We start from the raw sequence: 25,589 nt of genomic DNA on the forward strand, positions 1-25,589 counted from the left end.
TTTGCCTTAACGAAGCAAAGCATAAGGGCAAGCTGCGTAAGGAACCAAGCAAAAGCGGCACCCTAGCGCGGCGTTGTGGCGGCGTTAGAAATCCACCGCCCGGCCGCCCTTTTCCCAGTCGCCGTAACGCGTCGGCTCTTCGCCCTTCGGGCCGCCGATTTCCTTGGGCAAGGCCTTTGCCTTCGCGGCTTCCCGGCGCGCCTCGGCTTCAGCCAGCGCCCGCTGCGCCGCCGGCGGCAAGTCTTTTTTCGGCGCGGTTTCGAAGTCATCAGCCATATTGAAGCAAGCCTTTCGAGACCACATATAGAACTCAGGATCCGGCAAATAAAGCCTGAAAACAAAAGGATGAGGCCCGCCACATGTTGAATACGCTTCGCACCGGCATGCTGCTCGCAGCCATGACTGCGCTGTTCATGGGCGTCGGCTATATGGTTGGCGGCGCTGGCGGGATGATGCTCGCTTTCCTGTTTGCGGCCGGCACGAACCTCTTCGCCTATTGGAATTCCGACAAGATGGTGCTGCGCATGTATCGCGCGGAAGAAGTGGATGACCGCCACGCATCCGGCGCGGTGCGCCGCTATGCGGCGATGGTGAAAGACCTCGCCGTCGGCGCCGGCCTGCCCTTGCCGAAAATCTACATTATCGAAAATCCGCAGCCCAATGCTTTCGCGACGGGCCGCGATCCAGAACATGCCGCCGTTGCGGCGACGACCGGCCTGCTGGCGATGCTCAATGAGAAGGAGCTGGCCGGCGTGATGGCGCACGAGCTAGCCCATGTGAAACATCGCGACACGCTGACCATGACGGTCACCGCGACCATCGCCGGCGCAATCACGACGCTCGCGAATTTCGCGATGTTCTTCGGCGGCAACCGCAATAATGGCGGCGGCCTGATTGGCGCGCTGGCGATCATGATCCTTGCGCCCATGGCGGCGGCGCTGGTGCAAATGGCGATCAGCCGCGGTCGCGAATATGAGGCCGACCGGACGGGGGCGGAAATTTGCGGTCATCCCGAATGGCTCGCCTCGGCGCTGGCGAAAATTTCAAATGGCGCAGCGCAAATTCCCAACGCCACCGCCGAACGGCATCCGGAAACCGGTCAGCTGATGATCATCAACCCGCTATCCGGGCGCGGCGCGCAAAACCTGTTTTCCACCCATCCGCAAACGCAAGACCGTATTGACCGGTTGATGCAGATGGCGGGCATGGGCGGTCAGACCCGCCTTGACCCGGAAGGCCCTTCGCCGTTTGAGGGACACCGCAAAGGCCCATGGGGCTGAGTTAAAGGGCGTCAAACAAATCCGGCTCTAATGCGCCTTCGATTTTCAAGAGCTTGCGCTTGAGGTCGGCGCCGCCCGGCGCGGAAAAACCGGTCATTGCGCCGGATGCGCCGACAATCCGGTGGCAAGGCACAACGATCGGAAACGGATTGCGCCCCAGCGCCTGGCCGACACGGCGGGACTGACCAACGTCGCCCAGCGCTTTCGCCAGATCCCCATAGGTTTTCACATCACCGGGTTTGATGTTGATCGACAGCGCATACACCTTTCGCTCGAAGGCGGCGATATTTTCCAGATCTAGCTTGGCATAGGAAAGGTCGCGCGGCGCGCGCTCGAACAGCGCCTGAATATCACTGATGACCGCTGCAATGTCGTCTGGTGGCGCAGCCTCAACCGCACCCGGCGCGCGGCGGCGCAATTGCGCACAGGTCGTGTCGTCGCTTTCTTCCGGGAAGCTGACAGAGCGCAAGCCGTTTTCACCCCAGGCGAGGCCACAGCGCCCGAGCGCCGTATCAAAAAGGGTGAGCGAATAGACTGTCATGCCGGAAAACTAGCATGGATTCGCGGCGTCAGGCGCCCGGATCTTGCGGCTTAGGAACCGGTGCGCGCGCGGATCGCCTTCAACTCTTCGCGAAGCTTTTCGATGGGGAGGCGTTTTTTCGGCGCTTCCTTTGCGTCCATCGCATATTCAATCTTGCGCACCCGTTCGAGGGTCAGCTCAAGCAATTGGCGGTTATAGGCGACAAGGTCTGCAATCAGCGCAAACATCGCAGAGATGGCGCCGATCATCATGATGACGCCGCCAATGATCAGCGACTGGATCATGCCGGCCCCATCGCCGGCGAAATAATGGAGAAGAAACCGAACCACAGGAATGGCGCCCGCCACCATTAATGCGACGCCAAGCACGGCGAAAATCTTGAGAGGTTCGTACATCGCATAGGCGCGCAGCATAGTGCGGCCGGTGCGAACAAGAAATTGCGGAATGGAGCGGAAAAGCCGCGACGGGCGCTCGACTTTATTCGTCCGTATGGGCACCGAAGCGATGCGCAACCGCCGCCGCCCCGCCTGAATCAGAGTCTCCGTCGTGTAGGAAAAGCTCGAGCGCACCGTCACGCCCATCGCCGCCTGGCGCGAAAAGGCGCGAAAACCGCTCACTGCGTCAGTGATCTCGGCATTGGCGAGCGCGCTGACAACGCGACTGCCGGATTTTTGCAGCGACTTTTTAAGCGGTGAAAAATGCTCAACCGTTTCAGTCTGGCGATCGCCAACGACAAGATCCGCCTTGTTGTCGAGGATCGGGCGCACCAGCGCCGCCACATCAGCGCCGTGATATTGGTTGTCGCCATCAGTGTTGACGATGATGTCGGCGCCAAGCCGCAAGGCGGCGTCGAGCCCGCGCTGAAAACTCTGCGCAAGACCGCGATTGGCTCCATTGGAAAGCACATGATGAGCCCCGGCGGCTTTCGCCGCTTCCGCGGTGTCATCCGTTGATCCGTCATCGATGATCAGAATTTCGATGACATCAACGCCATCAATCGTAGCCGGAAGATCGGCGATCGTTGCGGCAATGGTTTCCGATTCGTTAAGACAGGGAATCTGAATGATCAGCTTTGTCATGGGTGCATTCGCCGCGCGTTAGGGACATAGGCAGCTTGGCCGAACACACTTAACCGCGCGTAAATCCACTCGCACCGCCCACTCACTTCATTCTTTGTTCAGGCGGAACGCCTAACATGGTTAAGTAGCTGATACGGCTTTTCACCTTGTCTCGCAGCCTGGCACTGAACGCAAACTCCGGATTGTCGAGCTTGCTCTCCCGCATCGTCGCGGCCCGCTTGCGCTGGGCTGCGTTGTTCTGTTTGCTGATGATCGGCGCGTTCCTGGCGCCGCCGGCGCCCTTCATTATTGATGGCGGGATCTATTATGACATGGCGAAAGCCATGGCCGAAAATGGCGCCTTTTATATTGGCGGCAATGGCGGCGTTGACGGCGCGCCGCCGCTCACAAAATTTCTGACGGTCGCCCATGAAGGCGCCGTCTATCCACAATATCCCGCCGGCTACGCCTTGCTTGCTGCGCCCTTCTACGCGGCCTTCGGCATTCACGGCCTGATGTTAATGAATGCGTTGTGCTTTGCGCTGGCGGTCTGGCTCACCCATTTTCTGGCGCGCCGGCTTTTCGGCGCGAGCAGCGCTCCTTGGGCGGCGGGTATTTTTGCTGTCGCCACCTTCGCCCCTACATACGCTTTTGCTATCTGGCCTCACATGCTGGCGCTCGCCTTCTGGCTCGGCGCCGTGTCATGCGCGGTCGCCGCACAAGACACGGACCGTCGCAGCGGCGCGCTCGCTCTGTATGCAAGCGCAGGGTTGTTGGTCGGCGCCGGCCTTAATATCCGAATTGACCTTTTCCTTGTCGGGCTTGCCTTGTTTTTCTGGCTGCGCCTTTTCGCCCGCCCACAGGACCGGCTGGCGCCGCTGGCGCTCATACTGGGTATGCTTCCTGGACTTTTCGTTGCGAGCATTCTCAATGAAATGAAATTTGGCGACTTCACCCCGCTCAGCTATGGCGAGGTAGAAGGCGCAGCGAGCCTTGGCGCCTATCTGCCAGTGGCGATCGCAGCAGGTGCGGCGGTGATCACAATCTGGGCGGTCAACATTCCAGCCCTGTTGCGGATTGGCATATCAAAATTCAACTTGAAAGCGATCCTCGGTTTTGCGGGTCTCGCCTTGATCGCCGTCCTCGCCTCGCCGCTTGGCGATCTCGTATGGCGCATCGCCAAGGGCGTATATGTTCTGGTGTTTAACCTACAAGCCCATGACGCCTATTTTCAGGCAGGCGTTGAACGCAATGAATTCGGCCAGCTGATGTTTTGGGGTTACCCCAAAAAGGCGCTTGTCCAGAGCGCGCCCTGGTTGGCGCTTATGTTGCTGCCTGTCGTGAGCGCGCTGCGCCAGCAGCGACTGGCGGCGACCGGGCTTTGCCTGCTCGCCATTGCTGCGCCGGTGTGTTTCTACGCCCTCAACCAATGGCATGGCGGCGGCAGTTACAATATGCGCTACTTCATCCCGGCGTTGCCATTCCTGGCGATCTTGAGCGCGGCGGCCCTTCGTGAATTGATTGTGGCGGCCGGCGGAACGCCAAGCCGGCAAAACTTGCTGGTCATCATCGCCATTGCAGCTATGGGTTATCTCGGCATGCAGGAGATTGCCGCAGCGTCTGAGCGGTGGCTCTCACCCGCCTCGCTATATCCGCAATGGCTAATCGCCGCCGCGCTTCTCGCCTCTCTCATCTATTACCTGCGGCCAACGGACCAAGGGAAGGCCGCACGCCGCGCGCTCATCATCTCATTTGCAGCCCTATCCTATGCAGCAGCGATCAACTTCTACGAAGAGATCGGCCACGAAAAAACACGCGCCGAGCAATTCGCCATGAGCCAGGATATTTCTGCGCCGATCCCTGAAAACGCATTGGTGCTGACGCAGATGCCTTTGATGCTGATCCCGGCGGAGGCTAAAGGCGCGTTCGTGATGGCCGCGCTGGAAGAAAACGCCGCGGAAGCCGGGCAGGCCGCCGAAGCGTTTCTGAGCGCCGGACGCTGCGTCTATTTTCATAACTCAGCCATGCGCGACATCGCCCGACCCCATCTCAAACACCCCGTCAGCGATGCGGTGATATGGGCGAACAGCACCCAATTCGCCAAAGATCCCCACTTCGCGTTCTATGTTTTTGAGAGCCAGCGCCCGCAATGCGGGTTTTGACGCCATAGGCGCTGTAACCATTCAAAATCAGAGAAAACCGCCGAACGCCGCCACCTTTGGTTGCAGCGCTTCCACTCGCCATCTCAGATTTTCGCGAAAATACGCCGCTAGGCTCAATTTGTCATAAATATTGCACCTGCGAAGGCTATTGTGCAGTTGCGGAATATGTTAAATTTTTACAACTGGGGGAGTTGTATGAAGTTTGAAACCGTCTTGTTCGCCGTCGCCTTTGCCTGCCTGGGGTTGATATCAATCCCCAAGGAGAAATCGGGTGAGAACGCCAAGGCCGCTGGCCCTGCCATCACAGAGCCGGCCGAAGACGGCAACGCCATCAGGCTGTCGCAAGCAGGCGAATAACCGACAGGCATCTGGGGCCCTGCCCAGGCAGTGATCCGAGGCGGTCAGTGCGCCTCGTCCCAGTTTTTGCCGGCCCGTGCATCAACAACCAGCGGCACGGACAAGGTCACGGCGGGAACCGGCGCCTCAATCATAATATCAGCCACTTTCTCGCATGTTTTCACGGCCTCATCTTTCGGGCATTCGAAGATGAGTTCGTCATGGACCTGCAGCAGCATTTTCGCACTGAGATGAGCTTTCTTCAGCGCCGCCGGCATGCGGATCATCGCCCTGCGAATAACATCTGCGGCCGCGCCCTGTATCGGCGCATTAATCGCCTGACGTTCTGAGTAACCGCGCATGGCCGGGTTTTTGTCATTGATGCCGCCAACATAAGTGCGGCGGCCGAAAATCGTTTCCACATAACCATTCGCTTTCGCAGATGCGATTGTATCATCCATATACTGACGAATGCCGGGAAACTTTTTGAAATATGCGTCGATATATTCCTTGGCTTCACCGCGCGAAATACCAAGCTGGTTTGCAAGCCCGAAGGCGGAGATGCCGTAAATAATACCAAAGTTGATCGCCTTCGCGCGCCGGCGCACCATCGGGTCCATACCCTCAACCGGCACGCCGAACATCTCCGACGCCGTCATGGCGTGAATATCCACGCCATCCGCAAATGCCTGCTTCATCGATTTCAGATCGGCGATATGAGCGACCAGCCGCAATTCAATCTGGCTGTAATCCGCCGAAATCAGAACATTGCCTTTTTCGTGAATAAAGGCTGTTCGAATTTTGCGTCCGTCTTCGGTGCGGATGGGAATATTCTGCAAGTTCGGATCGGTGGATGCGAGCCGCCCTGTTGTCGTTGATGCCATGGCGTAAGAGGTGTGCACGCGGCCGGTTTCCGGATTGATGGCCTCGGGGAGTGCATCCGTATAGGTGCTCTTCAATTTTGAAAGTCCACGCCAGTCAAGCAACGCCTGGGGCAGATCATGACCTGCCGCAGCGAGTTCTTCGAGCACGTCGGCATTGGTCGACCACGCGCCTTTCGCAGTTTTCTTGCCGCCCGGCAGGCCGAGCTTGCCAAACAAAATTTCCGAAATCTGTTTGGGCGAGCCGAGATTGAACTCTTCGCCCGCCAGTTTGTGCGCCTCGGCCTCCGCCGCCGCCATGCGTTGCGCAAAATCTGACGACAGGCGCGCCAGAACGGCTTTGTCGATCTTTACGCCTTCGCGCTCCATCGCAACAATGACGGGCGCGAGCGGGCGCTCTAATGTTTCATAGACGGTGGCTTTCCCCTCCGCCGCCAGTCGCGGCTTCAAAACAGACCAAAGCCTGAAGGTGATGTCCGCGTCTTCCGCTGCATATTTCGATGCATCCTTGATGGCGATCTGATCAAAAGTTTTCGCCTTCTTGCCGGTTCCAGCGACATCGGAAAATTTTATGGTTTCATAATCGAGATGGCGCTTGGCCAACTCGTCCATGCCGTGCCCGCCTTTGCCGCAATCAAGCGCATAGGACATCAGCATGGTGTCGTCGAAGGGCGATATGGAAATGTCGTAGCGCGACAGAACCAGCGCATCATATTTCAAATTCTGACCGATTTTGAGAATGCTTTCATCTTCCAGCATCGGCTTTAAGATCTTCAACGCTTTGTCGAGCGGTATTTGCTTAGCGACTTCCTCATCATCGAGCGCAAGCCCTTCTGCGCCATGTCCGAGCGGAATATAGCAGGCCGCACCGGCGCGGGTGGAAAGCGACACGCCAACAAGGTTCGCCTGCATCGCATCGAGACTGTCTGTTTCAGTATCGACGGCGACAACGCCGCGCTCATAGGCTTGCGCGACCCACCGCTTCAGCGCGCCTTCATCGAAGATGGTTTCATAGTCAGATGCGACGTCCATAGACGGCGCCGGCCCGGTGCGGGCGTCAAGCTCGTCCATGCCGACCTCTCGCTTCACGCGATCGATCAGTTTGGTGAACTCCATTTTCTCAAGAAACGGTATGACCAAATCAATATCGAGGCTGCGCATCGCCAGCTCATCGACAGAAAATTCCAGCGGTACGTCTGTCCGCAAGCTTACAAGCTGCTTTGAAATGCGCGCTTGTTCCGCAAATTCAATAAGATTCTCTCGCCGCTTGTTTTGTTTAATCTCTTCAGCGCGCGCCAACAGCGTTTCAAGGTCGCCATATTCCTCGATCAACTGCGCGGCGGTTTTGACGCCAATTCCCGGCACGCCGGGCACATTATCCGACGAGATCTCCTGCAAGCGCCTGGATATCAACAACATGCTCCGGACCAAGACCAAATTTTTCGACAACCTCTTCGCGTCCGATTTTCTTGTTTTTCATCGGATCAAACATCGAAACATGATCAGAGACGAGCTGCATCAGATCCTTGTCGGAGGAAAAGATCACAACCTCGCCGCCTTCCGCTTCGACATTGCGGGCATAGGTCGCGATAATATCGTCAGCCTCAAAGCCTTCGGTCTCGATGCATGGCACGTTAAAGGCGCGCGTGGCCTCTCGCACCAACGGGAATTGCGGGATCAGATCTTCCGGCGCATCCGGGCGATTGCCTTTGTAGTCGGGGTAAATTTCATTGCGGAACGTCTTGCCGGAGTAGTCGAAAATGACCGCAAGATGCGTCGGGTCATGCTCGTCTTTCATGTCCGTCAGCAATTTGTTGAGCATGTTGGAAAACCCCAACACAGCGCCGACCGGGAGCCCGTCCGATTGCCGCGTCAGGCCTTCCCGCGAGCGCGCCATCGCAAAATAGGCCCGGAACAAATATCCGGAACCATCGACAAGGTAGAGGCGCGTAGCGTTTTTGGATTTTGCCGCCATTTATCGTAGCGTTCCTTTTGAATGGGGTGCACCGCCTCAATAGGAGATCATCCATGAAAGTTCTAGGGATCAGGTTCTGCAAAGTCGCCCATGCCGAAGACGCCAAGTCTATCGCGGATCTGCTTGGGGAAAACGGACTGGGCCTTAGCCCGCTGGATCTGGGGCAAAGCAATGGTTTTTCCGGCGCGGTGTTCCCCGTGGACGAAGGCGCCAAGACCGGTCTTGGAAGCTGGATCGAGCTATGGGCGGCGGGCGAACAAATGCCGGAAATGACGATGCTGCAAATCGTTGTCGATGATGCAGACGCCTTTGCGGAGCGCGCGAAGAAAAACGGCCTCGACGTCAAAGGCCCTGACGACGCCCATGGCGAGCGCATCTACTACCTTGAAGGCGCTGGCGGCCTGCCTATCGCGTTTTTGTCGAAAGCCGGCTGAGCTTGCTGCGCTGAAGCTACGCTCTACTCCGCCGCAAGTTTCTCCGCCGGGCGCTTCGCGGCTTTTTTCGCCGCCATGCGCATGAAGTCGGCGATGCGCGGCTGGATTTCGGAGCGCCAGCGCGAGCCGTTGAACACGCCATAATGACCGACGCTCGGCTGGATGTAATCGAGCTGCATATTCTCGGGAATATTGACGCAAAGATCATGCGCCGCTTGCGTTTGCCCAATCCCTGAGATGTCGTCATTTTCGCCTTCGACCGTCATCAAGGCGATGTCGGTAATCGCTTCGGGCTTCACCAGTCGGCCATGATGCATGAATTTGCCATCGGCCAATGTGTGCTCCTGAAACACCTCTTTGATCGTCTGAATGTAGAATTCCTCCGTCATGTCGAGGACGGAAAGATACTCGTCATAAAAGGTGCGATGCTTGTCGGCGCTGTCGCCGTCGCCCTGCACAAGATGCTCATAATAGTCATATTGCGCATTTACATGCCGTTCGGAATTCATCGACAGGAACGAATAGAGTTGCACGAATCCCGGATAGACGCGGCGCATGGCGCCGGCGTAAGGCGCGGGCACCGTGTAGATCATGTTCTGCTCAAACCAGTGCAGCGGACGCTCCTGCGAGAGCTTGTTCGGCAAGGTCGGCGACCGGCGCGTATCAATCGGGCTGCCCATGATGGTGATCGAGGCAGGACGCAGAGGATCCTTGTCTTCCGCCATGATCGCAGTGGCGGCGAGCAAAGCGGGGCCAGGCTGACAAACCGCCATGGCGTGCGTGCCGGGACCAATCGTCCGTATAAAGCCGATCAGATAGTCGACATAATCATTGAGATCAAAACGCCCGGCGGAAAATGGCACATGGCGCGCATCCGCCCAATCGGTGATGTAGACGTCGTGTTCCGGCAGCATCGCTTCGACCGTACCGCGCAACAATGTCGCGTAATGCCCCGAGAGCGGCGCGACGATGAGCACTTTGGGATCAGGCTCAGAACTTCCCTTCGCCTTGGCGAGGGCGTCCTTGTCGCGCTCAAAATGCAGGAGCGTGCAGAAATCTTCTTTGACGGCCGCCTTGATTTGAACGGGGATTTCGGCGCCGTTCACTGTCGTCGCATCGAGGCCCCATTCCGGCTTCGGATAGCGCCTTACGGCGTTTTCAAAAACATCGAGCGCCGCGGCGGCCGAGCGGCCGAACCAGCTATCTGCAACAGGATTAAGCGGAGAGCGCCAGAATTGCGCGCCAACTCCAGCGGCGATCCGCGCGGGGGCCGTGGCGGCGTAGGCGAGTTCATATGCGGTGTATAACATCTCTGTGTGGAGCCTCGAAACGCTACTGATTTTATGCTGCATAGCACAAAATCTGCGCAAGTCCTTAAAGAATGCGGGACTATGCGCCTAACCGAAGCTAGGAGGCAATGATTTATGACGGCTATGCAACAATCCGAAAAAGCGAACTGCAGCCGTAACCGATTGTAATTTATATTATTTTCTTGGCACAGCGCCTATTTTGCGATTTCGCGCCGCAATAAAGCCGCCAGCTCCTGCGGGCTCAGACCGCCGACAATGCCATATTCCGGCTGGCCCGCCCGGTTGGAAATAAAGAAAAACCGCTGGTGGTTAACCGTGTAGCCGATCGCGCTGTCAGGCAGCGTCTCTTTGTACGCCGACACTTTAAAGCTGGCGCGGGCCGCCTCGGCCGCCTCGACGGAGCCGGTCAGCGGGACGATCCGTTCGTCAAAGGCGAAATAATCCGTCAGCGCGGCTGGCGTATCGCGTTCTGGATCAACTGAAATAAACAATGGCGCGACTTCCGCAGCCTCATCGCCTAGCTCGTTCAGGGCGGCGCTCATGACGCCCACATCGCCTGGGCACACATCCGGGCAGTTCGTGAAGCCGAAATAGACAAGCATGACCTTGCCAGCGAAATCCTCATCGGATTTCGGCACGCCAGCCTTGTCGACCAAGGCGAAATCCCCGGTGAACTGATCGGAAAGCGCGATGACGCCTTGCGTGGGAATGGCGACGGAGGGCTCTTGCTGGCCGCAAGCGGCGAGCAGCAAAAACAAAGCGGCGGCGATGCGGGTCATGAATGCCTCCCGGCGATTATCTGGCTGGATTTTCAATAGCAGCTTTCCATCTGAATGACAGGCGCGCTAAAAGCGCCGAATGCCGCATGCCCTTGCAATCAGCCCAAACACCCAGGACGCCATGACCGCATTGCGCGGGCCCGTGCGCCTGCGCACGCTGACCGCGCTGCGCTGGCTCGCCGTCGCCGGACAGTCGTTCGCTATCGTGATCGTGCATTTCGCACTGGGCTTTCCAACGCCGCTAGGGCTGTGCCTCGCGGCGATCGCCGCCAGCGCATGGCTGAACCTTTTCACCGTCTTGCGTTTTTCACCGCAAAGGCTTTTGTCAGACAAGGAGGCGGCGGGCTTTATCGCCTTCGATATCGTACAGCTTTGCGCGCTCCTGTTTTTCACCGGCGGCATCCAAAACCCCTTCTCCGCGCTAATCATTGCGCCCGTCACCATCGCCGCCAGCGTCCTGCCCTTGCGCTTTACGATTGCGATTGGCGCACTGGCCATTGCCGGAGTGAGCTTGCTGGCGATCAATCACATGCCGTTGCCCTGGCTGCCGGGCGAAGCGCTAACTCTGGCGCCGATATATAAAGCCGGCGTGTGGGCGGCGCTGTCCTTTTCGATCGCGTTTTTTGCTGTTTACGCCCACCGGATCGCCGCCGAATCCGCACAAGTGCGCTCCGCCCTTGCTGCGACGCAGCTGGTGCTGGCGCGCGAAGAAAGACTGACCGCTCTGGGCGGCCTCGCCGCCGCCGCAGCCCATGAGCTGGGCACGCCGCTCGCCACCATTCAGTTGACGGCCAAGGAAATGCTGCGCGAAATCGAACGCTCTTTTCCCGATGAAGACGACATGATCGATGACGCCGCGCTGCTGGTCAGTCAGGCCGAGCGCTGCCGCGACATTCTTGGCCGCCTGTCCCGGCACGGCGATGCTGGCGACATCATGCATGACAAGCTGAGCGTCGACACAATGATGCGCGAGGCCGCCGGCCCGTTTCTCGACCAGCCAAACGGACCGGTCATCCGTATCGAGACGAAAAGCCTGGACGGATCGCCAATGCCGGTTCTCAAACGCCGCCCGGAAATCATTTTCGGTCTCCGCAACTTCATTGAAAACGCCGCCGGCTACGCCGCCGCGCAAGTGCTGTTCCAGGCCGACTGGAATGGCGAAAGGTTGTCGATCACGGTGCAAGATGACGGGCCGGGCTTTTCCGCCGACATCCTCGCCCGTCTCGGCGAGCCATATGTGAGCGAGCGCGGCGGCAAAACCGGCCTCGGACTCGGCTTTTTCATCGCCAAAACCCTGCTGGAAGCAACCGGCGCCGTAGTCCGTTTTGACAATCTGCGCCGGAATTCCGGAGAATCCGGCGTCACCGGCGCATGGGTTGGCGCGCAATGGGCGCTCAGCCCCGGAGAATCTGCCCTAATCGCTTGAATTCCGCGCGAAAAAGCGCATTTATGCCTGAACGAAAACACCCCCCGGTATCGCCAATGTCCCATCTTGATGAAGCCCGCGCCGACGATACGTCTCTGCCTGAAGACGCGACCCTCCTGATCGTCGATGACGACGAGCCGTTTCGCACGCGCCTTGGCCGCGCGCTGGAAAAACGGGGCTTTCAGCCCATCCTCGCCGCCGGTGTGAGTGACGCGGCGACCATGATCAAGGACATTCCGCCGGCCTTCGCCGTCGTCGATCTGCGCCTTGAGGATGGCGACGGTCTGCAAGTCGTCGAAGCCATTCGCGCCAAACGCGAGGACTGCCGCGTCGTCATGCTTACCGGCTACGGCAATATCGCCACTGCGGTCGCCGCCGTGAAGGCCGGTGCAATCGACTATCTCTCTAAGCCCGCCGATGCTGACGATGTGGAAAAAGCATTGCTGGCGCGTCCTGGCGAACGCCCGGCGCCGCCTGAGAACCCAATGTCCGCCGACCGCGTCCGCTGGGAGCATATTCAGCGCGTCTATGAGCTCTGCGACCATAATGTTTCGGAGACGGCGAGAAGGCTTGGCATGCATCGTCGCACCTTGCAGCGCATTCTCGCCAAGCGCGCGCCCCGCTAGCCGCTACATCTGTCTTGCGCTGAACTGTGCCTGAACTGCGATAAAGCGCGCAGCAATGGCGCATTAGCATTTGCCGCCACGCCCCGATATTGCGAAAAGCAACCAACCCGCATTTTCAGAAGGGAATATCTGATGCGTATCATTCTACCCGTTCTCAGCGCCGCCATGCTGGCGCTCTCCCCGGCGACATCAACCGCCGCGGATATCGATCTGCCTTATGATGAATTCACCCTCGACAATGGCTTGCGCGTTGTTGTCCATGAAGACCGCAAGGCGCCGCTGGTGGCGGTCTCGATCTGGTACCATGTAGGCTCCAAGGACGAGCCGGAAGGCAAGACCGGATCTCGCGCATTTGTTTGAACACATCATGTTCAACGGCTCGGAAAATTTCGACAAGGACTGGTTCGGTCCGTTTGAGGAAGTCGGCGCCACCGGCCTGAACGGCACCACCTGGTTCGACCGTACAAATTACTTTCAGACCGTGCCCACCACCGCGCTCGACATGACCTTGTGGATGGAATCCGACCGGATGGGCCACCTGCTCGGCGCGCTCACCCAGGAAAAGCTCGATGAGCAGCGCGGCGTGGTTCAAAACGAAAAACGCCAGGGCGACAACCAGCCTTATGGCATGGTTGAATATTCAATGCTGGAAGGCCTGCTGCCTGCCGGTCACCCCTATAGCCATTCCACGATTGGCTCGATGGAGGATCTGGAAAACGCCTCGCTCGAGACGGCGAAACAATGGTTCAAGGATTATTACGGCGCCGCCAATGCGGTCCTCGTCCTTGCAGGCGACATTGATGCGGAAACCGCCCGCACTTTGGTCGAAAAATATTTCGGCGACATTCCCGCCGGCCCGCCTGTTACGCAGACCAAAGCCGACGCGCCGAAGCTCGAAACAAATGTGCGCGAGGTGATGTATGATCGCGTGCCGCAACCACGCCTGGAGCGTTACTGGGTCGCGCCGGGACGCACCACGCGCGACGCCGTCATGCTTGAGCTCGCCGCGCAAGTTCTTGGCGGCGGCAAGACCTCAAGACTGTATAAGCGGCTGATCGATGACCTGCAGATCGCCACCATGGCCGTCCTCGGCAATCAGGAACAGGAGTTGCTGAGCTTCTACAACCTCACCGTCGATGCGAATGCAGACGCAGACCGCGCGCAAGTCGAGCGCGAGACCGACGCCGTCATTGCGCAATTCCTCGCCAAAGGTCCAAGCACCGCTGAGCTTTCACGGGCGAAAACCAGCATTAAAGCCGACATTTTGCGCGGCCTGGAGCAAATTGGCGGCTTTGGCGGCAAGGCCGTAACCCTGGCCCAGGGCGCGCTCTATGCAGACAATCCCGGTTTCATTCTTGAACAGCTGGATTGGCTGGAAGCCGCCACGCCGCAAGACGTGCTTGCGGCCGCGCGTGACGTGATGAATGCCGGATATTACCAACTCGACATTCTTCCGTTCCCGGAATATTCGACGACCGCTTCAACCGTCGACCGGTCAAAAGGCATCCCTGCAGTCACCTCCACGCCGGACCTGGTGTTTCCGGCAATCGAAGAAGCCACGCTGGACAACGGCATGAAAGTCGTGCTGGCGGAGCGTCATACGGTGCCAATCGTCGAAATCGCTGTTCAGTTTGACGGCGGATTTGCCGGGGACAGCATTGAAGGCGGCAAGCTCGGGGCATCATCTTTCACCGCCGCCATGCTTGACGAAGGCACGACACGCCGCTCCGCAACCCAGATCGCAGAGCAGCTCGATCTGCTCGGCGCGACGCTCGGCGCCGGCGCCAATCTCGATGTCAATTCGGTGCAGATGTCTGCGCTGAAGGAGAACCTTCGCCCGTCGCTTGATATTCTTGCGGATGTGATCCGGAACCCGGCCTTTGCGCAGGACGAAATTGACAAGCTGCGCGTACGCTGGCTCGCCAATATCGAGCAGGAAAAAGCCAGCCCGGTGCAACTCGCGCTGCGTTTGCTGCCGCCGGAAATCTATGGCGAAGGTCATGCCTATGCTGCGCCGCTGACTGGCTCCGGAACTGTCGAGTCGATCAACTCACTGACCCGCAACGACCTGACGAAATTCCACCAGAAATGGATCCGTCCCGACAATGCGACAATCTTCATCGTCGGCGATACGACCATGGCGGAAATCAAGCCATTGCTCGAAAAGGCGTTTGCGCGCTGGAACGCGCCTTCAGCGCCGGTACCGACCAAGAATGTTGCGGCGGTCGAACGCCCGGCGCATGGCAAAGTCATTCTCGTGGACAAGCCGGGCTCGCCGCAATCGCTGATTCTCGCCGCCCATGTGGCGCCGCCGTCAAATGCGGACAACGCCATCGCCATCACCGCCATGAACGACATTCTTGGCGGCCAGTTCTCGGCGCGGGTGAACATGAATCTGCGTGAGGACAAAGGCTGGGCCTATGGCGCCTACACCTTCATGCAAGGCGCTACGGGCCAGCGGCCCTATATGGTCTATGCGCCGGTGCAAACCGACAAGACCAAGGAATCGCTGCAGGAGCTGGTGAAAGAACTCACCGCCTATACCGGCGCCAAACCGGCGACCGGCGACGAGCTGCAGCGCACTGTGCTGAACAATGTGCGGTCCCTGCCCGGCTCGTTTGAAACATCAGGCGACGTGCTCGGCAGCCTTGCCTCAAGCGCACGATATGGCCGGCCGTGGAATTATCCTGAAACGCTGAAAGATGCGTATGAAGGCCTGACCATCGCCGACATTACAGCCGCCGCCAAAGAGGTGGTGCATCCTGAAAGTCTTGTCTGGGTGATTGTCGGCGACCGCGAAAAAATCGAAGCGGATGTCCGCGCCCTCAATCTCGGGCCGATCGAGTTGAAAAGCGCCGCTGACCTTTAGCCGTCGGGCGCATGCAAAAAAAACGCCGCCCCAAAAGGGCGGCGTTTTGATTCGGAGACGAAAAACGCGTTAGGCGCGGACCATCCGTACCACGTCATCTTCCAGGGCGATCGCTTCGCCATCGAGGAAGAGAACCGTGTAAGGCACATAGCCGCCCATCGTGCCGTTCGGCATGCGGGCTTTGACGCGCACATCCACCGCCCAGCAAGGCAATCCTTCATAACCGCTCACATCGGCGAACACCTGGTAAGGTGCGCTGGTGAACTCGTAACGGGCGGCGCGCTTGTCGGTCAGCCGCTCGCCAAAATAATCAACTGCCAGCGCCTCGTAGTTTGACGGCGCAGATCCGAAATCTGATGCAACGGCTACGGCGCCAAAGGCGACGGCGGCTGCGATACCAGCAAGAGCTTGTTTTATTTTCATTTTATGCCCCTTTCAGGTTGCTTGGGTTTCATGACATGACTGCATGACACATATGTCACTAAACTGTCATATACATGTCATCCAACTGTCATGTCAATAAAAATGCGCAACTTGTGCGCAATAATTCGCGCATTCCGTGCGCCGATCAAAAATCCTCGCCGCGCCGCCGCAAGCGGCGCCCTTCCAAATGCCGAAATCGCCGCCGGAACGCCGTCGATAAAAGGCGCAAAAGCGCAGCTCCGCCCATATCCCCCGGCCCGGTTTTTGAATAATGTAACGCCCAACGGGGTATCGTAGGCCAAGGGGAAGCTAATGGCGCGCTCGCTTGAACGGTCGGTGAAGTTTGTCCGGCCCGGTCGCTACATCTTGAACATGTTGCTGTTCCTGATCGCAGTCGGCGCGATGATTTTCTATCTGTCGCCCTGGAGCCCGCAGCCGACGCCCCTGCTGATGGACGCGTTTCAGGCGAATCCGGCCCTCAATGGTCTGATCATTGGCGTCCTCGCCATTGGCATTATCTATAATCTGAGACAGGCCGGCGTCATCGCCCCCGCCATTCGCTGGGTCGATGAATTCTGGGGCGCGGTTGATCCGAGCCGCACGCGCCTACCGCGCGCGCCGGGCCTGATCCGCGCCATGGCCACCATGCTGCTCGATGCGGACAAGAACAATGCCGGCAAGCTGACGCCTGAAGCCTCTCGCGCCATTCTCGACTCCATTGGCACGCGGATGGATGAAGGCCGCGAGATGGGCCGCTATCTGATGAACCTGCTGGTGTTTCTCGGACTGCTCGGCACCTTTTGGGGCCTGCTGGAAACTGTCAACGCTGTCGCCGCGACGATTAACGGCTTGGCCAATGCCGGCGGCGCGGCGGAAGACGCGGTGACGCAATTGATCGCCAATCTGCGCGAGCCGCTTTCCGGCATGGGAACGGCGTTCTCCTCCTCCTTGTTCGGCCTTGGCGGCAGCCTAGTTGTCGGCTTCCTCGATTTACAGGCTAGCCAGGCGCAGAACCGTTTCTATACGGATCTTGAAGACTGGCTCGCCGGAAAAACCGACACCGTGCGCGGCGGCGGCAAAGGCGGCGCCAATCTCAGCGCGGAGATCGCCGATGACGACCTTATCGGCGCCGTTCAAGCGCTTGAGGCGGCGCTTGCCGCCAATACCGAAACCCAGATCAAAGCGGCCGCCGGCCAGATGGCGGAGCTGAAAGATGAAATCAGGGCGCTGAACCGAACGCTGATCCGCGTCGGTAAAGGCGAATAAGGGCGGGGAGTTAGTCCATGGCGCGCCGGCGCTCACGCAGCGAGGCCAATATATGGCCGGGCTTTGTCGACGGATTGTCGACATTGCTGCTCGTGCTGATGTTTGTCCTGTCGATTTTCGTGGTGGCGCAATTTTACCTCGGCGACCGCCTGCAGACCGTAAAGGATGAGCTTGCCTCGAAGGACGACGAGCTGGCGCGACTGATCGCACAGATTAACTCGCTGAACGACCAGCTCGGTCTCGCCACCGCCGAGCGCGACAGATTGCAGGCGCAGGTTCTGGCGCTTGAAGACACCATCAAGGAAAAAGACACAAAGCTGGGCGACATGACCGCCGCGCTGGCGACAAGCCAGGCCGCCGTCGCCGCGTCCGCTGAGGAACTGGCTGCGGAAAAAGCGCTTTCCGACGCCCAGAAAAGCGAGCTTGCAACCCTCAATGCGCAAATCGCCGCGCTGCGCCGTCAACTCGCCAGCCTGCAAGAAGCCCTTGACGCCGCCGAGGCCAAGGACATTGAGCAGCAGGCGCAGATCGAAAACCTGTCACAACGCCTTAACGCCGCCCTCGCGCGCAAGGTGCAGGAGCTTCAGGAAGTGCGGTCGCGTTTCTTCGAAGCGCTGCGTGACGCGCTCGGCGATCGCGCCGACATCAAGGTTGTTGGCGACCGGTTCATTTTTGAAAGCGATATTTTGTTCAGTTCCTGCTCGGCGACATTGGGCGACGCCGGCAAGGTCGAACTCAACAAGCTCGCAACCGCCTTGCTTGATATTCAAGGTGAGATTCCTACAGAAGTGAATTGGGTGCTGCGGGTCGACGGCCATGCGGACGCCTCGCCGCTGGGCCCGTCATGCCGGGCGTTATTTGATTCCAATCTCGAGTTGTCTGCACAAAGAGCGATTTCCGTGGTGCAGTATCTGACCAGCCGCGGCGTGCCCGAACGCCGCCTGCTCGCCACCGGCTCCGGCTCGGCGGCGCCGCTGGTTTCCGGTTATTCAACCACGGCGCTATCGCAAAACCGGCGCATTGAATTCAAGTTGACTGAGCGATAAATTCGCTCGCAAGGGGGTTGGCATGAAGACATTATGGCTAGCAGGCATTGGCCTCGCGGCGATCACGGCCAGCATCGCGGCTGGCGCCGTTTCCGCTCAGGATCGAACGCGGCCCGACCCGGAGGCGCTGAAAAGCGCGCTTCAGGAAAAAGCCCAGCGCATTCCCAAACGCGGCCTCGCCGCCGCCTTGCGCGCCGCTTCGGATAAGCGCGATGCGCGCGCCCGAACCCTTTCCGGCAAGCCGGATTTGCAGGCCTTGCGCGAAGATCTGAAACGCAGCAGCGATGCGGATGAGGAACGCCGCGCCGCGCAGTTGAACGTGACCGCCACGCGCGCAATCACCGCCGCCCCGCCTGCGCCCGGCGGCATCCGCCCCCTCGCGGCCGCCAGCCACTTGCGCCGCGTGACGCAAGAAGAAATTGAAAAACCCCAGATTCCTGTTCTGATCCCAGCCGCTTCTGAGGTGCGCGATCAGATCAAAATCTACGGCATGGAAAACGTCTACACCGCGACCGCGCGCATCGACACGGAAGCGACCCTGTCGATTTCCGGCACCTGCAATCGCGTGGTTGGCGGCGCGCCCGAAACGGTCGCTTTCCGCAAACGCATAGCGGAAAAGCCGCGCCGGCTCGCCAGCACCAACGCCGCCTATTACATCTCGCGCAACGATTACGGCGTCGATCTGAGCTTCGCCAAATTCGGATGCGGCTATGTGATGACCATCGAATGCGGCGACCCCGCCGCCGATCCGCGATGCGCCGCCGATGAGTATATCTCCGGCCTTGCAGACTCGATGTTTCTCGCCAACCCTGAATTGGCGGGAGGCGAATGATGCAAAAGTTCGACAAATTCCTTTTCGCGCTCATCTGTTCAGCGTCTCTTACGGCATGCGATTTCTCCGGCGGCGAAACGCCGGACCCGATCGACCACCCCGATGATCCTGCGCCGGAGGATCCGATTGAACCAGATCCCATCGATCCGGATCCGGAAGAGCCGGACCCCATTCCCGATGACGACTTTCTTGCCGATGACGAGGGGCGCGTTTTCTCCTATGTGCCCGTGGGCGACCTGTTGCCGAATTCCGGTCCCGGCAATGCCGACGCCACCATTTACCGCCCGGACATTCAGTTCCCGCTCGAGGACGCCGCCTTCCTGAACAGCCAGGTCTATCGCTATGGCGGCAGCCAGGGCTCCATCAACGGCATGAATGGCGGCCAATGCGAGACATCGAATTACGACTATCCCTGGCAGGACACATTCTGCGAGTCGCGCTCGCGCTCGCAAATCATGTGCCCGGATGGCGGCCATGAGGGCGTCGACATCCGTCCCGCCACCTGCATTCCCGAAACCGGCGCCAGCCATTGGGCTGTCGCCGTCGAGGATGGTCGCATCGTCGGCCTTGCAGACTCAAAATACACTGTAAAACTGCAAACCGCCGACGGCACGCTTTACCGCTATATGCATTTGCGCATGGACCAATTGGCGGTCACGGATGGCCAGTATGTGACCAAAGGCCAGCGCCTTGGAAAAGTCTCCAATGACTTTTTCAATTCCGCCGGCGAACGCGTTCCGACGACCTATCATTTGCATTTTGAAATGTATCAGAACTATGCGCCGGACGAAGTCACCGATCCGGTGTTCGATCAGGTCAGCCCCTATATGACACTGGTCAGCGCCTATGAAAGAAAGCTGCGGGAGGAATAGCGCGGCGGCGCTTAGCCGCCGAACATCACTTCGTTCATGATCCGCCCCGGCAAGAAGGCGAGCGCGCCCGCGACCACCAATCCCCCGAGAAACATCCCGATAAACGGGCCGGAATGGCGCTTGAGGTTTGGCCCGCCTTTCAGGATCTGCGATACGCCGATGACGATGCCGACCGCGGTCAGCACCGTGAACGCATGGATCGGCCCAAACCACTGAAGAAACGGCGTAGCGGGATTTATCGCAGGGCGGATGAAAACGCTGCTGACCACAACTGCCACCATGATCAGCACCCAGACAGTGCCGAGCGTGCGATGCGGCAGGGTTCCCTTTGGCGCCGATAGTTGAACGACCCCGAGCAGAAATGCGGCGATGGCGCCAAATGCGTGAACCTGAATCACCCATGGCGCGCTCAATAATGGCTCTAGAGACATAGCTTCCATTCCCCCGCACAGACCGCCAAGATCAATGCCCTGCCATGCAACGCTAAAGCCTCAGTCAGCCTTTTTCAAAGAAAAAGCGGCCCAAACGCCCGCCAGCGCGCCCGCCAGACCAAACCACGTCAATGCATATTCAAGATGACGATTATTAAAAGCGAGCCGCGTCGTGCCGCCCTTCGGCCATTCGCGCCCCGGCACGACGCCTTGATCAATGTAATAGGGAAATGCATCGATCTGCGCGTCCGCTGCGAACGCCACAGGATCGCGGATGAACCATAATCCGTCTACGGATTTACCCTTGGCCTGAAACCAGGATGCTGGCGGCGTCGGCCTTTCCCGGTAGCGCAAAAGGCCCGTAATAATCGTCGGCTCTTCTGCGTTCGCCGCGGTGGAGCCCATGGCCTCTTGCAGGACAAAGCCCGCATTGACATAGACCGCCCTGCCGGAGGCGGTGATCAGCGGTGCGAAAGCAAAAACCCCCGCATCTCCGTCAAATGTGCCGAAGACATTCGCCGCCCGGTCTGCGTCCATGCGTCCTTCGACGCTCACCGGCGCATATTCCATCGCCTCACCCGCTTCGGCGCGGCCAACGGCCTCATCGAACGGAATCGGCGGCGCATTCACGCGCGCCTCGACCTGCGCGATCAGATCACGCTTCCAGTCCAGCCGGTGCAACTGCCAGCTTCCGAGCACAATCAAAAGCCCTAGCGCAAGCGCGGTCGCAATGGTCAGGCCGGGACGAAATTCAAATCGCAGGCGCGCCATCACTCTTCGAGACGGCCTTCCGCCGCCTTGTTTGCGTATTGCAGCGCGATCATCGTCGCCTTTAACGGCCGCAACAAGGTCAGGATCGAAACCACGGCGAAGCCAATGCTAAGCGCCATCGCAACGCCCATAGGCGCATACCAGACATAGCGCGCCACGAAGGCGAGCGCGACGGCGATGAACCCGACAATGAAAATCACAAACACGGCTGGTCCATCGCCCGAATCCGCTTTGGCGTAGTCGAGATTGCAAACCTCGCAGGCGGGCCGCATTTTGAGAAAGCCGTCAAACAGCGCCCCCTGTCCGCAACGCGGGCATTTCGCCCCGAAGCCGGCGGCATAAGGCGAGACAGGCGGATAATAAATCATGATACGGACTATTCTCCCGCCTCGTCAGCCACGGGCGCCAAGAAGATGGTTGCGTTTTCCTCACCCGTCGTCTGTCCGCGATGATAGGCTTTTGCGGCGGCGACCAGCCCTTTCATTGTCTCGACCGTGCAAACCTCAAAATCCTGGTCCTCGGTCGAGAGATCATTTTTGGCGATAAGCTTTGCGCGCAGTGTTTCCGGAAGATCCTGACACAACATCATGGTCAAAGAAAAACCACTGCTGTCGCCTGCGCCGTAATAATAGGCATAGCCGTCATCTTCAGCGGACTGGACCGCATAAGCGTCGCGCGCAATGCGCCGAAATCTGAAGATCGCCGGGTCTTCATCTTCCGCTGTCAGCGAATAGGACCCGTCATCCAGACGGGTGATGGCGAACAGGGTGCAATCTTCCGCAGTTTCGGAATCGCAAGCTGTGTACTGGCCTTGTGCGAAGGGGCGGCCCTTGCCGGTCGCCGCATCCAGAACGGGCTCTTCAGAGACAAGACACCCGGAGAGCAAGCCTGCGGCGAGCGCCGCAAGGCCGGTTTTCAGGATCTGCAGAGAGCGCATTCGCCGCCCTCCCATGTTGCTGCGTCAGCAGCCTAGGACAAAAGCCCCTGATTGCCGAGCACGTAGATGAAGGCGAAGAGGAACAGCCAAACCACGTCGACAAAGTGCCAGTACCAGGCGGCGCATTCGAAGCCGAAATGCCGCTCCGGCGTGAAATGGCCCGCCAGCGCCCGGAACAAGCAGACGATCAGGAAGATCGTGCCGATGAGAACATGCAATCCGTGGAAGCCGGTGGCCATGAAGAAGGATGAGCCGTAAATGCCGCCGCCGGAAAATTTGAACATGCCGCCTGCGAGCGCTTCGTAATATTCAACCGCCTGCAGCGACGTAAACAGAACGCCGAGAACAACCGTGAGGATAAGGCCCTGCACCAGGCCTTTCTGGTCGCCATGCTGAACTGCATGGTGCGCCCAGGTGACGGTCGTGCCGGACAGCAACAAGACCAGCGTGTTGATCAATGGCAGCCCCCACGCAGAGAGCGGCTCAACACCGACCGGCGGCCAGACGCCGCCAATTGCATGCAACCGTCCGTCATTGCCAATAAAAGCGGGATCGCCATTGCCGTTCAGCATTTGCGTGCCGTCGGCGAGCATGACCGGATCGAACGCCGTCGGGAACAACGCCGCGCCGAAAAACGCCCAGAACCATGCAGCAAAGAACATGACCTCTGACGCGATGAACAGCAGCATGCCGTAGCGCAGGCCGAGGCGGATAACGACCGCCGTGTTTTCGCCCGTCAGACTTTCCTTGATGATGTCGCGCCACCAGCCGAGCATCGTCACCAAGATCCCGGCAAAGCCAATCATGAAGAGCGTGTTGCCCTTAAGGCCCAAAATCTTCGCCGCGCCTTCATCGGTCGGACCGCCAATGAGAATGCCCGGTTCACCGGCGCCGGATTTCATCCAGGCGACCGCGCCGATCATCATGATCGCAGCGGATACTGAGCCAACCAAAGGCCACGGTGATGGGTTGACGAGATGGTAATCGTGTTTGACTTCCGCGCCGGCCATGGCAGGTCCCTCTTGAGCGAATTCCGAAAGGTTTTGAGAGGGTTCTATACTGGGGCGGGCCAAAATTCCAAGCGCCGTCGCCCCCAGACCCCGCGCTATTCGGCCGCACTATCCCCGTCAGCGGCCGTCTCCGTCCCGTCATCCCAAGGAAAAAACGTATAGGAGAGCGTAATGGTCTGGACGTCATCGAGATTCCGGTCATCGGCGAGCGCCGGATCGACGAAATAAGTCACCGGCATGGATATTTTCTGGCCCGGCGCCAGCGTCTGCTCCGTGAAGCAAAAACACTCGATTTTCTTGAAGTAAATTCCCGCCTTGGCTGGCGAGACATTATAGGTCGCGCGGCCGGTCACAGGCTTGGCGGAGTGGTTTTCGGCTTCGTAGAAAGCAAGCCCCGTCTCGCCAATATGAAGCGTCTGGGACACCTGTTCAGGATGGAACCGCCAATCGAGGCCATTGCCCACATTGGCGTCAAAGCGGATGGCGATCTGGCGCGCCAGCGTGCGGTCAGCGCCGGTCTCGGCGCGCTGGGTCGTGCCGTTCCACCCGGTCACCTGGCAAAAAGCGCGGTAGGCCGGCACCGCCGCAAACGACATAGCCACCATGCCGACAACGACGCCGGAAACGATCATCGCCGTTTTACGGTTCCTCGCCCGACTGCCGTTCGATTGGTCCTGTGTCGCCAGATCTTGATCTGTCATCTCGCTCAACCCCTGCGGCGCGTTCGCCATCAGCTTTAACATGGTGACTAAAAACACAATCACCACAAAGGCGGCCAGCGAAAGGCCGATCGCAACATTGCGGCGCTTTTGTTGCTTGCGCTCATCCGGCGTCAAAGCTCTTGGCGGATCAACATTTTCAACCATGGAGCCCCGCCAAATTCTCGATCAGCAATGTCGCAAACAGACCGAAGAGATAAATTATCGAAAAGCCGAACAGCTTTTTCGCGGATTTATAATCGCCTTCCGAGGCGTTCAACACGACCCAGGACAACCCGACAAATCCGGCGCCCAGAAGCGCGCTCACCGCCAGATACAGCAAGCCCGCCATGCCGATGACAAATGGCGCTACGCCGGTCGCGGCGAGGATCAGCGCATAGGCGAAAATCTGTTTGCGGGTTGAGGCTTCGCCTTTCACGACGGGCATCATCGGCACGCCCGCGCGTTCATAATCGCCGCGCTTATACAGCGCGAGCGCCCAGAAATGCGGCGGCGTCCACAGGAAAATGACGGCGAATAAAACCCATGCCTCAAGCGGCGCGGCGCCAGATGCAGCCGCCCAACCAACGACAGGCGGCAGCGCGCCGGCGGCGCCGCCAATGACAATGTTTTGCGGCGTCGAACGCTTTAGCCACATGGAATAGATGACGACGTAAAAGAAGATCGTGAAGGCGAGCAGCCCCGCGGCCAGATAGTTCGACGCAAGCGCCAACAACGCAACGGACAGAAAAGACAGAAAGCCGCCAAACGCCGCCGCTTCCGCGCGCGGAATTCGCCCCGCCGGAATTGGCCGCGATTCGGTGCGCTTCATCACCGAATCGATATCCGCGTCCCACCACATATTAAGCGCGCCCGAGGCGCCGGCGCCGACCGCGATCGCCAACAGGGAGACAAGCCCCAGCAACGGGTTCATCGATCCGGGCGCGACCGCCATGCCGACAAAGGCCGTAAAGATGACAAGCGACATCACGCGCGGCTTTAACAGCGCGAAATAATCGCCCGGCCCTGCAAGGGCGTAGGACTGTCCCACAAGGGAATAAGGCTCAGGTTTCATAGCGGCATCGCTCATGGCGCGCCTTATGCCGGAAACAGCAGCGCCTTTCAAATGACGAATGGCCGCGGCGCGCAATTATGAACAGCCCGCCCGGCGGCCGCTTATCGCCCCGTCAGGCCCGGCCGAACAGGGTTCGCACGCCGAACAGGAGCAGGATCAAAAACATGAAGGCGATGAAATAGGCCAGCAAGGTGCCCGCCTGGAGATCCATGAAATAGCCCCAGCTTGCATCCAGCTGGGAGACCGCGCGGTCGCCATAGGTCGTTTCCGCCGCCGCGCCGCGAAAATAGCCTCGCAGATAGCCGCCAATTGCAAACAAAATCAGCGCCAGCAAGGTCATCGATCCGATCTGCGTCCCGCGACGCATCACCAGCGACGCAACCACTACCGAGCCGAATGCGATCGTCAGCGCGATCATGTCGCCATTCAGGAAAGTCGACCGAAAAATACCCGCCACATCATTGATCACCGTCTCCAACACAGCACCCCTCCATAGATCGTTTCTTCAGACCAGCCGTTAACTATTTGTACCGGATTTTTGCGCGCTCGGC

General features: G+C 59.1%; 26 protein-coding genes and 1 pseudogene. 12 read left to right on the forward strand and 15 right to left on the reverse strand.

Annotated elements, in window-relative coordinates; all coding sequences use genetic code 11:
• Nucleotides 1–84: 84 nt before the first annotated feature.
• Nucleotides 85–276 (reverse strand): DUF1674 domain-containing protein, encoded by a 192-nt coding sequence (locus AC0L8G_RS00865; RefSeq protein ID WP_473386101.1) that lies wholly within the window; start codon nucleotides 274–276, stop codon nucleotides 85–87.
• A gap of 86 nt (nucleotides 277–362) precedes the next feature.
• Here AC0L8G_RS00865 and htpX point away from each other — a divergent pair, with 86 nt between their 5' ends.
• On the forward strand, nucleotides 363–1,280 hold the full coding sequence (gene htpX / locus AC0L8G_RS00870) for a zinc metalloprotease HtpX (protein ID WP_473388925.1): 918 nt from the start codon (nucleotides 363–365) through the stop codon (nucleotides 1,278–1,280).
• A 1-nt stretch (nucleotide 1,281) separates the two neighbouring features.
• Here htpX and AC0L8G_RS00875 read toward each other — a convergent pair whose 3' ends face one another.
• Complete coding sequence (locus AC0L8G_RS00875; RefSeq protein ID WP_473386102.1) at nucleotides 1,282–1,821, reverse strand: methylated-DNA--[protein]-cysteine S-methyltransferase; 540 nt, start codon at nucleotides 1,819–1,821, stop codon at nucleotides 1,282–1,284.
• A 50-nt stretch (nucleotides 1,822–1,871) separates the two neighbouring features.
• Entirely contained in the window at nucleotides 1,872–2,900 is a 1,029-nt protein-coding gene (locus AC0L8G_RS00880; protein ID WP_473386103.1) for a glycosyltransferase family 2 protein, read from the reverse strand.
• Nucleotides 2,901–3,046: 146 nt separating this feature from the next.
• Between AC0L8G_RS00880 and AC0L8G_RS00885 the strand changes: the two genes are divergently transcribed.
• Nucleotides 3,047–5,041 (forward strand): ArnT family glycosyltransferase, encoded by a 1,995-nt coding sequence (locus AC0L8G_RS00885; RefSeq protein WP_473386104.1) that lies wholly within the window; start codon nucleotides 3,047–3,049, stop codon nucleotides 5,039–5,041.
• Between the two features lie 195 nt (nucleotides 5,042–5,236).
• A complete protein-coding gene (locus AC0L8G_RS00890) occupies nucleotides 5,237–5,398 on the forward strand; it encodes a hypothetical protein (protein ID WP_473386105.1) in 162 nt (53 codons plus the stop codon).
• A gap of 44 nt (nucleotides 5,399–5,442) precedes the next feature.
• Here the strand turns inward: AC0L8G_RS00890 and polA are convergent.
• A pseudogene (polA, locus tag AC0L8G_RS00895) lies at nucleotides 5,443–8,233 on the reverse strand (DNA polymerase I).
• Between the two features lie 53 nt (nucleotides 8,234–8,286).
• On the opposite strand from polA, the gene AC0L8G_RS00900 reads away from it, so the two are divergent.
• Nucleotides 8,287–8,667, forward strand: coding sequence for a VOC family protein (locus tag AC0L8G_RS00900; protein WP_473386106.1), 381 nt, complete (start codon nucleotides 8,287–8,289; stop codon nucleotides 8,665–8,667).
• Nucleotides 8,668–8,690: 23 nt separating this feature from the next.
• Here the strand turns inward: AC0L8G_RS00900 and AC0L8G_RS00905 are convergent, their stop codons facing one another.
• Together AC0L8G_RS00905 and AC0L8G_RS00910 are read right to left on the reverse strand one after the other, a co-directional pair.
• The gene (locus AC0L8G_RS00905) at nucleotides 8,691–9,977 is read right to left on the reverse strand and encodes a polyhydroxyalkanoate depolymerase (protein WP_473386107.1); all 1,287 of its coding nucleotides are present in this window, start codon (nucleotides 9,975–9,977) and stop codon (nucleotides 8,691–8,693) included.
• A gap of 194 nt (nucleotides 9,978–10,171) precedes the next feature.
• Nucleotides 10,172–10,756, reverse strand: a complete 585-nt coding sequence (locus AC0L8G_RS00910; RefSeq protein ID WP_473386108.1) for an SCO family protein — start codon at nucleotides 10,754–10,756, stop codon at nucleotides 10,172–10,174.
• 79 nt (nucleotides 10,757–10,835) lie between these two features.
• On the opposite strand from AC0L8G_RS00910, the gene AC0L8G_RS00915 reads away from it, so the two are divergent.
• From AC0L8G_RS00915 to AC0L8G_RS00930, 4 genes are all read left to right on the forward strand, one after another.
• Nucleotides 10,836–12,182 carry an ActS/PrrB/RegB family redox-sensitive histidine kinase gene (locus AC0L8G_RS00915; RefSeq protein ID WP_473386109.1) on the forward strand — a complete coding sequence of 449 codons (1,347 nt, stop codon included), beginning with the start codon at nucleotides 10,836–10,838 and terminating at the stop codon, nucleotides 12,180–12,182.
• 56 nt (nucleotides 12,183–12,238) lie between these two features.
• The gene (locus tag AC0L8G_RS00920) at nucleotides 12,239–12,808 is read left to right on the forward strand and encodes an ActR/PrrA/RegA family redox response regulator transcription factor (protein WP_473386110.1); all 570 of its coding nucleotides are present in this window, start codon (nucleotides 12,239–12,241) and stop codon (nucleotides 12,806–12,808) included.
• Nucleotides 12,809–12,940: 132 nt separating this feature from the next.
• A complete protein-coding gene (locus AC0L8G_RS00925) occupies nucleotides 12,941–13,168 on the forward strand; it encodes a hypothetical protein (RefSeq protein WP_473386111.1) in 228 nt (75 codons plus the stop codon).
• Nucleotides 13,161–15,677, forward strand: a complete 2,517-nt coding sequence (locus AC0L8G_RS00930) for a M16 family metallopeptidase (RefSeq protein WP_473386112.1) — start codon at nucleotides 13,161–13,163, stop codon at nucleotides 15,675–15,677. Before AC0L8G_RS00925 ends, AC0L8G_RS00930 begins: the two co-directional genes overlap by 8 nt.
• A gap of 69 nt (nucleotides 15,678–15,746) precedes the next feature.
• Here the strand turns inward: AC0L8G_RS00930 and AC0L8G_RS00935 are convergent, their stop codons facing one another.
• The gene (locus tag AC0L8G_RS00935; protein ID WP_473386113.1) at nucleotides 15,747–16,100 is read right to left on the reverse strand and encodes a hypothetical protein; all 354 of its coding nucleotides are present in this window, start codon (nucleotides 16,098–16,100) and stop codon (nucleotides 15,747–15,749) included.
• A gap of 312 nt (nucleotides 16,101–16,412) precedes the next feature.
• On the opposite strand from AC0L8G_RS00935, the gene AC0L8G_RS00940 reads away from it, so the two are divergent.
• Genes AC0L8G_RS00940 through AC0L8G_RS00955 form a run of 4 tightly spaced genes read left to right on the forward strand, consistent with a single transcriptional unit; the run spans nucleotide 16,413 to nucleotide 20,116 of the window.
• Complete coding sequence (locus AC0L8G_RS00940; protein WP_473386114.1) at nucleotides 16,413–17,366, forward strand: flagellar motor protein MotA; 954 nt, start codon at nucleotides 16,413–16,415, stop codon at nucleotides 17,364–17,366.
• 17 nt (nucleotides 17,367–17,383) lie between these two features.
• Entirely contained in the window at nucleotides 17,384–18,412 is a 1,029-nt protein-coding gene (locus AC0L8G_RS00945; protein ID WP_473386115.1) for a peptidoglycan -binding protein, read from the forward strand.
• 22 nt (nucleotides 18,413–18,434) lie between these two features.
• Nucleotides 18,435–19,244 carry a hypothetical protein gene (locus AC0L8G_RS00950; protein WP_473386116.1) on the forward strand — a complete coding sequence of 270 codons (810 nt, stop codon included), beginning with the start codon at nucleotides 18,435–18,437 and terminating at the stop codon, nucleotides 19,242–19,244.
• Entirely contained in the window at nucleotides 19,241–20,116 is an 876-nt protein-coding gene (locus AC0L8G_RS00955) for a M23 family metallopeptidase (protein WP_473386117.1), read from the forward strand. Before AC0L8G_RS00950 ends, AC0L8G_RS00955 begins: the two co-directional genes overlap by 4 nt.
• 11 nt (nucleotides 20,117–20,127) lie before the next feature.
• On the opposite strand, the gene AC0L8G_RS00960 is transcribed toward AC0L8G_RS00955, so the two are convergent.
• The 8 genes from AC0L8G_RS00960 to AC0L8G_RS00995 all read right to left on the reverse strand — a co-directional run bounded on the left by AC0L8G_RS00960 (nucleotide 20,128) and on the right by AC0L8G_RS00995 (nucleotide 25,519).
• Nucleotides 20,128–20,547 (reverse strand): DUF2306 domain-containing protein, encoded by a 420-nt coding sequence (locus AC0L8G_RS00960; protein WP_473386118.1) that lies wholly within the window; start codon nucleotides 20,545–20,547, stop codon nucleotides 20,128–20,130.
• A gap of 60 nt (nucleotides 20,548–20,607) precedes the next feature.
• Nucleotides 20,608–21,318, reverse strand: a complete 711-nt coding sequence (locus tag AC0L8G_RS00965) for an SURF1 family protein (RefSeq protein WP_473386119.1) — start codon at nucleotides 21,316–21,318, stop codon at nucleotides 20,608–20,610.
• Nucleotides 21,318–21,686: a DUF983 domain-containing protein gene (locus AC0L8G_RS00970; RefSeq protein ID WP_473386120.1), complete on the reverse strand. Its 369-nt coding sequence runs from the start codon at nucleotides 21,684–21,686 to the stop codon at nucleotides 21,318–21,320. Before AC0L8G_RS00970 ends, AC0L8G_RS00965 begins: the two co-directional genes overlap by 1 nt.
• 8 nt (nucleotides 21,687–21,694) lie before the next feature.
• A complete protein-coding gene (locus AC0L8G_RS00975) occupies nucleotides 21,695–22,255 on the reverse strand; it encodes a hypothetical protein (RefSeq protein WP_473386121.1) in 561 nt (186 codons plus the stop codon).
• Between the two features lie 32 nt (nucleotides 22,256–22,287).
• Complete coding sequence (locus AC0L8G_RS00980) at nucleotides 22,288–23,265, reverse strand: cytochrome c oxidase subunit 3 (RefSeq protein ID WP_473386122.1); 978 nt, start codon at nucleotides 23,263–23,265, stop codon at nucleotides 22,288–22,290.
• A gap of 95 nt (nucleotides 23,266–23,360) precedes the next feature.
• Nucleotides 23,361–24,131, reverse strand: a complete 771-nt coding sequence (locus tag AC0L8G_RS00985) for a cytochrome c oxidase assembly protein (RefSeq protein WP_473386123.1) — start codon at nucleotides 24,129–24,131, stop codon at nucleotides 23,361–23,363.
• Nucleotides 24,124–25,053 carry a heme o synthase gene (locus AC0L8G_RS00990; RefSeq protein WP_473386124.1) on the reverse strand — a complete coding sequence of 310 codons (930 nt, stop codon included), beginning with the start codon at nucleotides 25,051–25,053 and terminating at the stop codon, nucleotides 24,124–24,126. The genes AC0L8G_RS00985 and AC0L8G_RS00990 overlap by 8 nt, the downstream gene beginning before the upstream one ends.
• A 97-nt stretch (nucleotides 25,054–25,150) precedes the next feature.
• The gene (locus AC0L8G_RS00995; protein ID WP_473386125.1) at nucleotides 25,151–25,519 is read right to left on the reverse strand and encodes a hypothetical protein; all 369 of its coding nucleotides are present in this window, start codon (nucleotides 25,517–25,519) and stop codon (nucleotides 25,151–25,153) included.
• Nucleotides 25,520–25,589: the final 70 nt, after the last annotated feature.

The sequence above is a fragment of the Hyphococcus sp. D3-15 genome (genome assembly GCF_055809375.1).

Coding starts and splice junctions, on each gene's coding strand:
- AC0L8G_RS00985 (WP_473386123.1), bottom strand. CDS start 24,131: ATGGTTGAAAATGTTGATCCGCCAAGAGCTTTGACGCCGGATGAGCGC.
- AC0L8G_RS00945 (WP_473386115.1), top strand. CDS start 17,384: ATGGCGCGCCGGCGCTCACGCAGCGAGGCCAATATATGGCCGGGCTTT.
- AC0L8G_RS00980 (WP_473386122.1), bottom strand. CDS start 23,265: ATGGCCGGCGCGGAAGTCAAACACGATTACCATCTCGTCAACCCATCA.
- AC0L8G_RS00990 (WP_473386124.1), bottom strand. CDS start 25,053: ATGAGCGATGCCGCTATGAAACCTGAGCCTTATTCCCTTGTGGGACAG.
- AC0L8G_RS00950 (WP_473386116.1), top strand. CDS start 18,435: ATGAAGACATTATGGCTAGCAGGCATTGGCCTCGCGGCGATCACGGCC.
- AC0L8G_RS00915 (WP_473386109.1), top strand. CDS start 10,836: ATGCCGCATGCCCTTGCAATCAGCCCAAACACCCAGGACGCCATGACC.
- AC0L8G_RS00890 (WP_473386105.1), top strand. CDS start 5,237: ATGAAGTTTGAAACCGTCTTGTTCGCCGTCGCCTTTGCCTGCCTGGGG.
- AC0L8G_RS00960 (WP_473386118.1), bottom strand. CDS start 20,547: ATGTCTCTAGAGCCATTATTGAGCGCGCCATGGGTGATTCAGGTTCAC.
- AC0L8G_RS00955 (WP_473386117.1), top strand. CDS start 19,241: ATGATGCAAAAGTTCGACAAATTCCTTTTCGCGCTCATCTGTTCAGCG.
- AC0L8G_RS00880 (WP_473386103.1), bottom strand. CDS start 2,900: ATGACAAAGCTGATCATTCAGATTCCCTGTCTTAACGAATCGGAAACC.
- AC0L8G_RS00865 (WP_473386101.1), bottom strand. CDS start 276: ATGGCTGATGACTTCGAAACCGCGCCGAAAAAAGACTTGCCGCCGGCG.
- AC0L8G_RS00935 (WP_473386113.1), bottom strand. CDS start 16,100: ATGAAAATAAAACAAGCTCTTGCTGGTATCGCAGCCGCCGTCGCCTTT.
- AC0L8G_RS00875 (WP_473386102.1), bottom strand. CDS start 1,821: ATGACAGTCTATTCGCTCACCCTTTTTGATACGGCGCTCGGGCGCTGT.
- AC0L8G_RS00900 (WP_473386106.1), top strand. CDS start 8,287: ATGAAAGTTCTAGGGATCAGGTTCTGCAAAGTCGCCCATGCCGAAGAC.
- AC0L8G_RS00975 (WP_473386121.1), bottom strand. CDS start 22,255: ATGCGCTCTCTGCAGATCCTGAAAACCGGCCTTGCGGCGCTCGCCGCA.
- AC0L8G_RS00920 (WP_473386110.1), top strand. CDS start 12,239: ATGTCCCATCTTGATGAAGCCCGCGCCGACGATACGTCTCTGCCTGAA.
- AC0L8G_RS00965 (WP_473386119.1), bottom strand. CDS start 21,318: ATGGCGCGCCTGCGATTTGAATTTCGTCCCGGCCTGACCATTGCGACC.
- AC0L8G_RS00925 (WP_473386111.1), top strand. CDS start 12,941: ATGCGTATCATTCTACCCGTTCTCAGCGCCGCCATGCTGGCGCTCTCC.
- AC0L8G_RS00970 (WP_473386120.1), bottom strand. CDS start 21,686: ATGATTTATTATCCGCCTGTCTCGCCTTATGCCGCCGGCTTCGGGGCG.
- AC0L8G_RS00905 (WP_473386107.1), bottom strand. CDS start 9,977: ATGTTATACACCGCATATGAACTCGCCTACGCCGCCACGGCCCCCGCG.
- AC0L8G_RS00940 (WP_473386114.1), top strand. CDS start 16,413: ATGGCGCGCTCGCTTGAACGGTCGGTGAAGTTTGTCCGGCCCGGTCGC.
- AC0L8G_RS00910 (WP_473386108.1), bottom strand. CDS start 10,756: ATGACCCGCATCGCCGCCGCTTTGTTTTTGCTGCTCGCCGCTTGCGGC.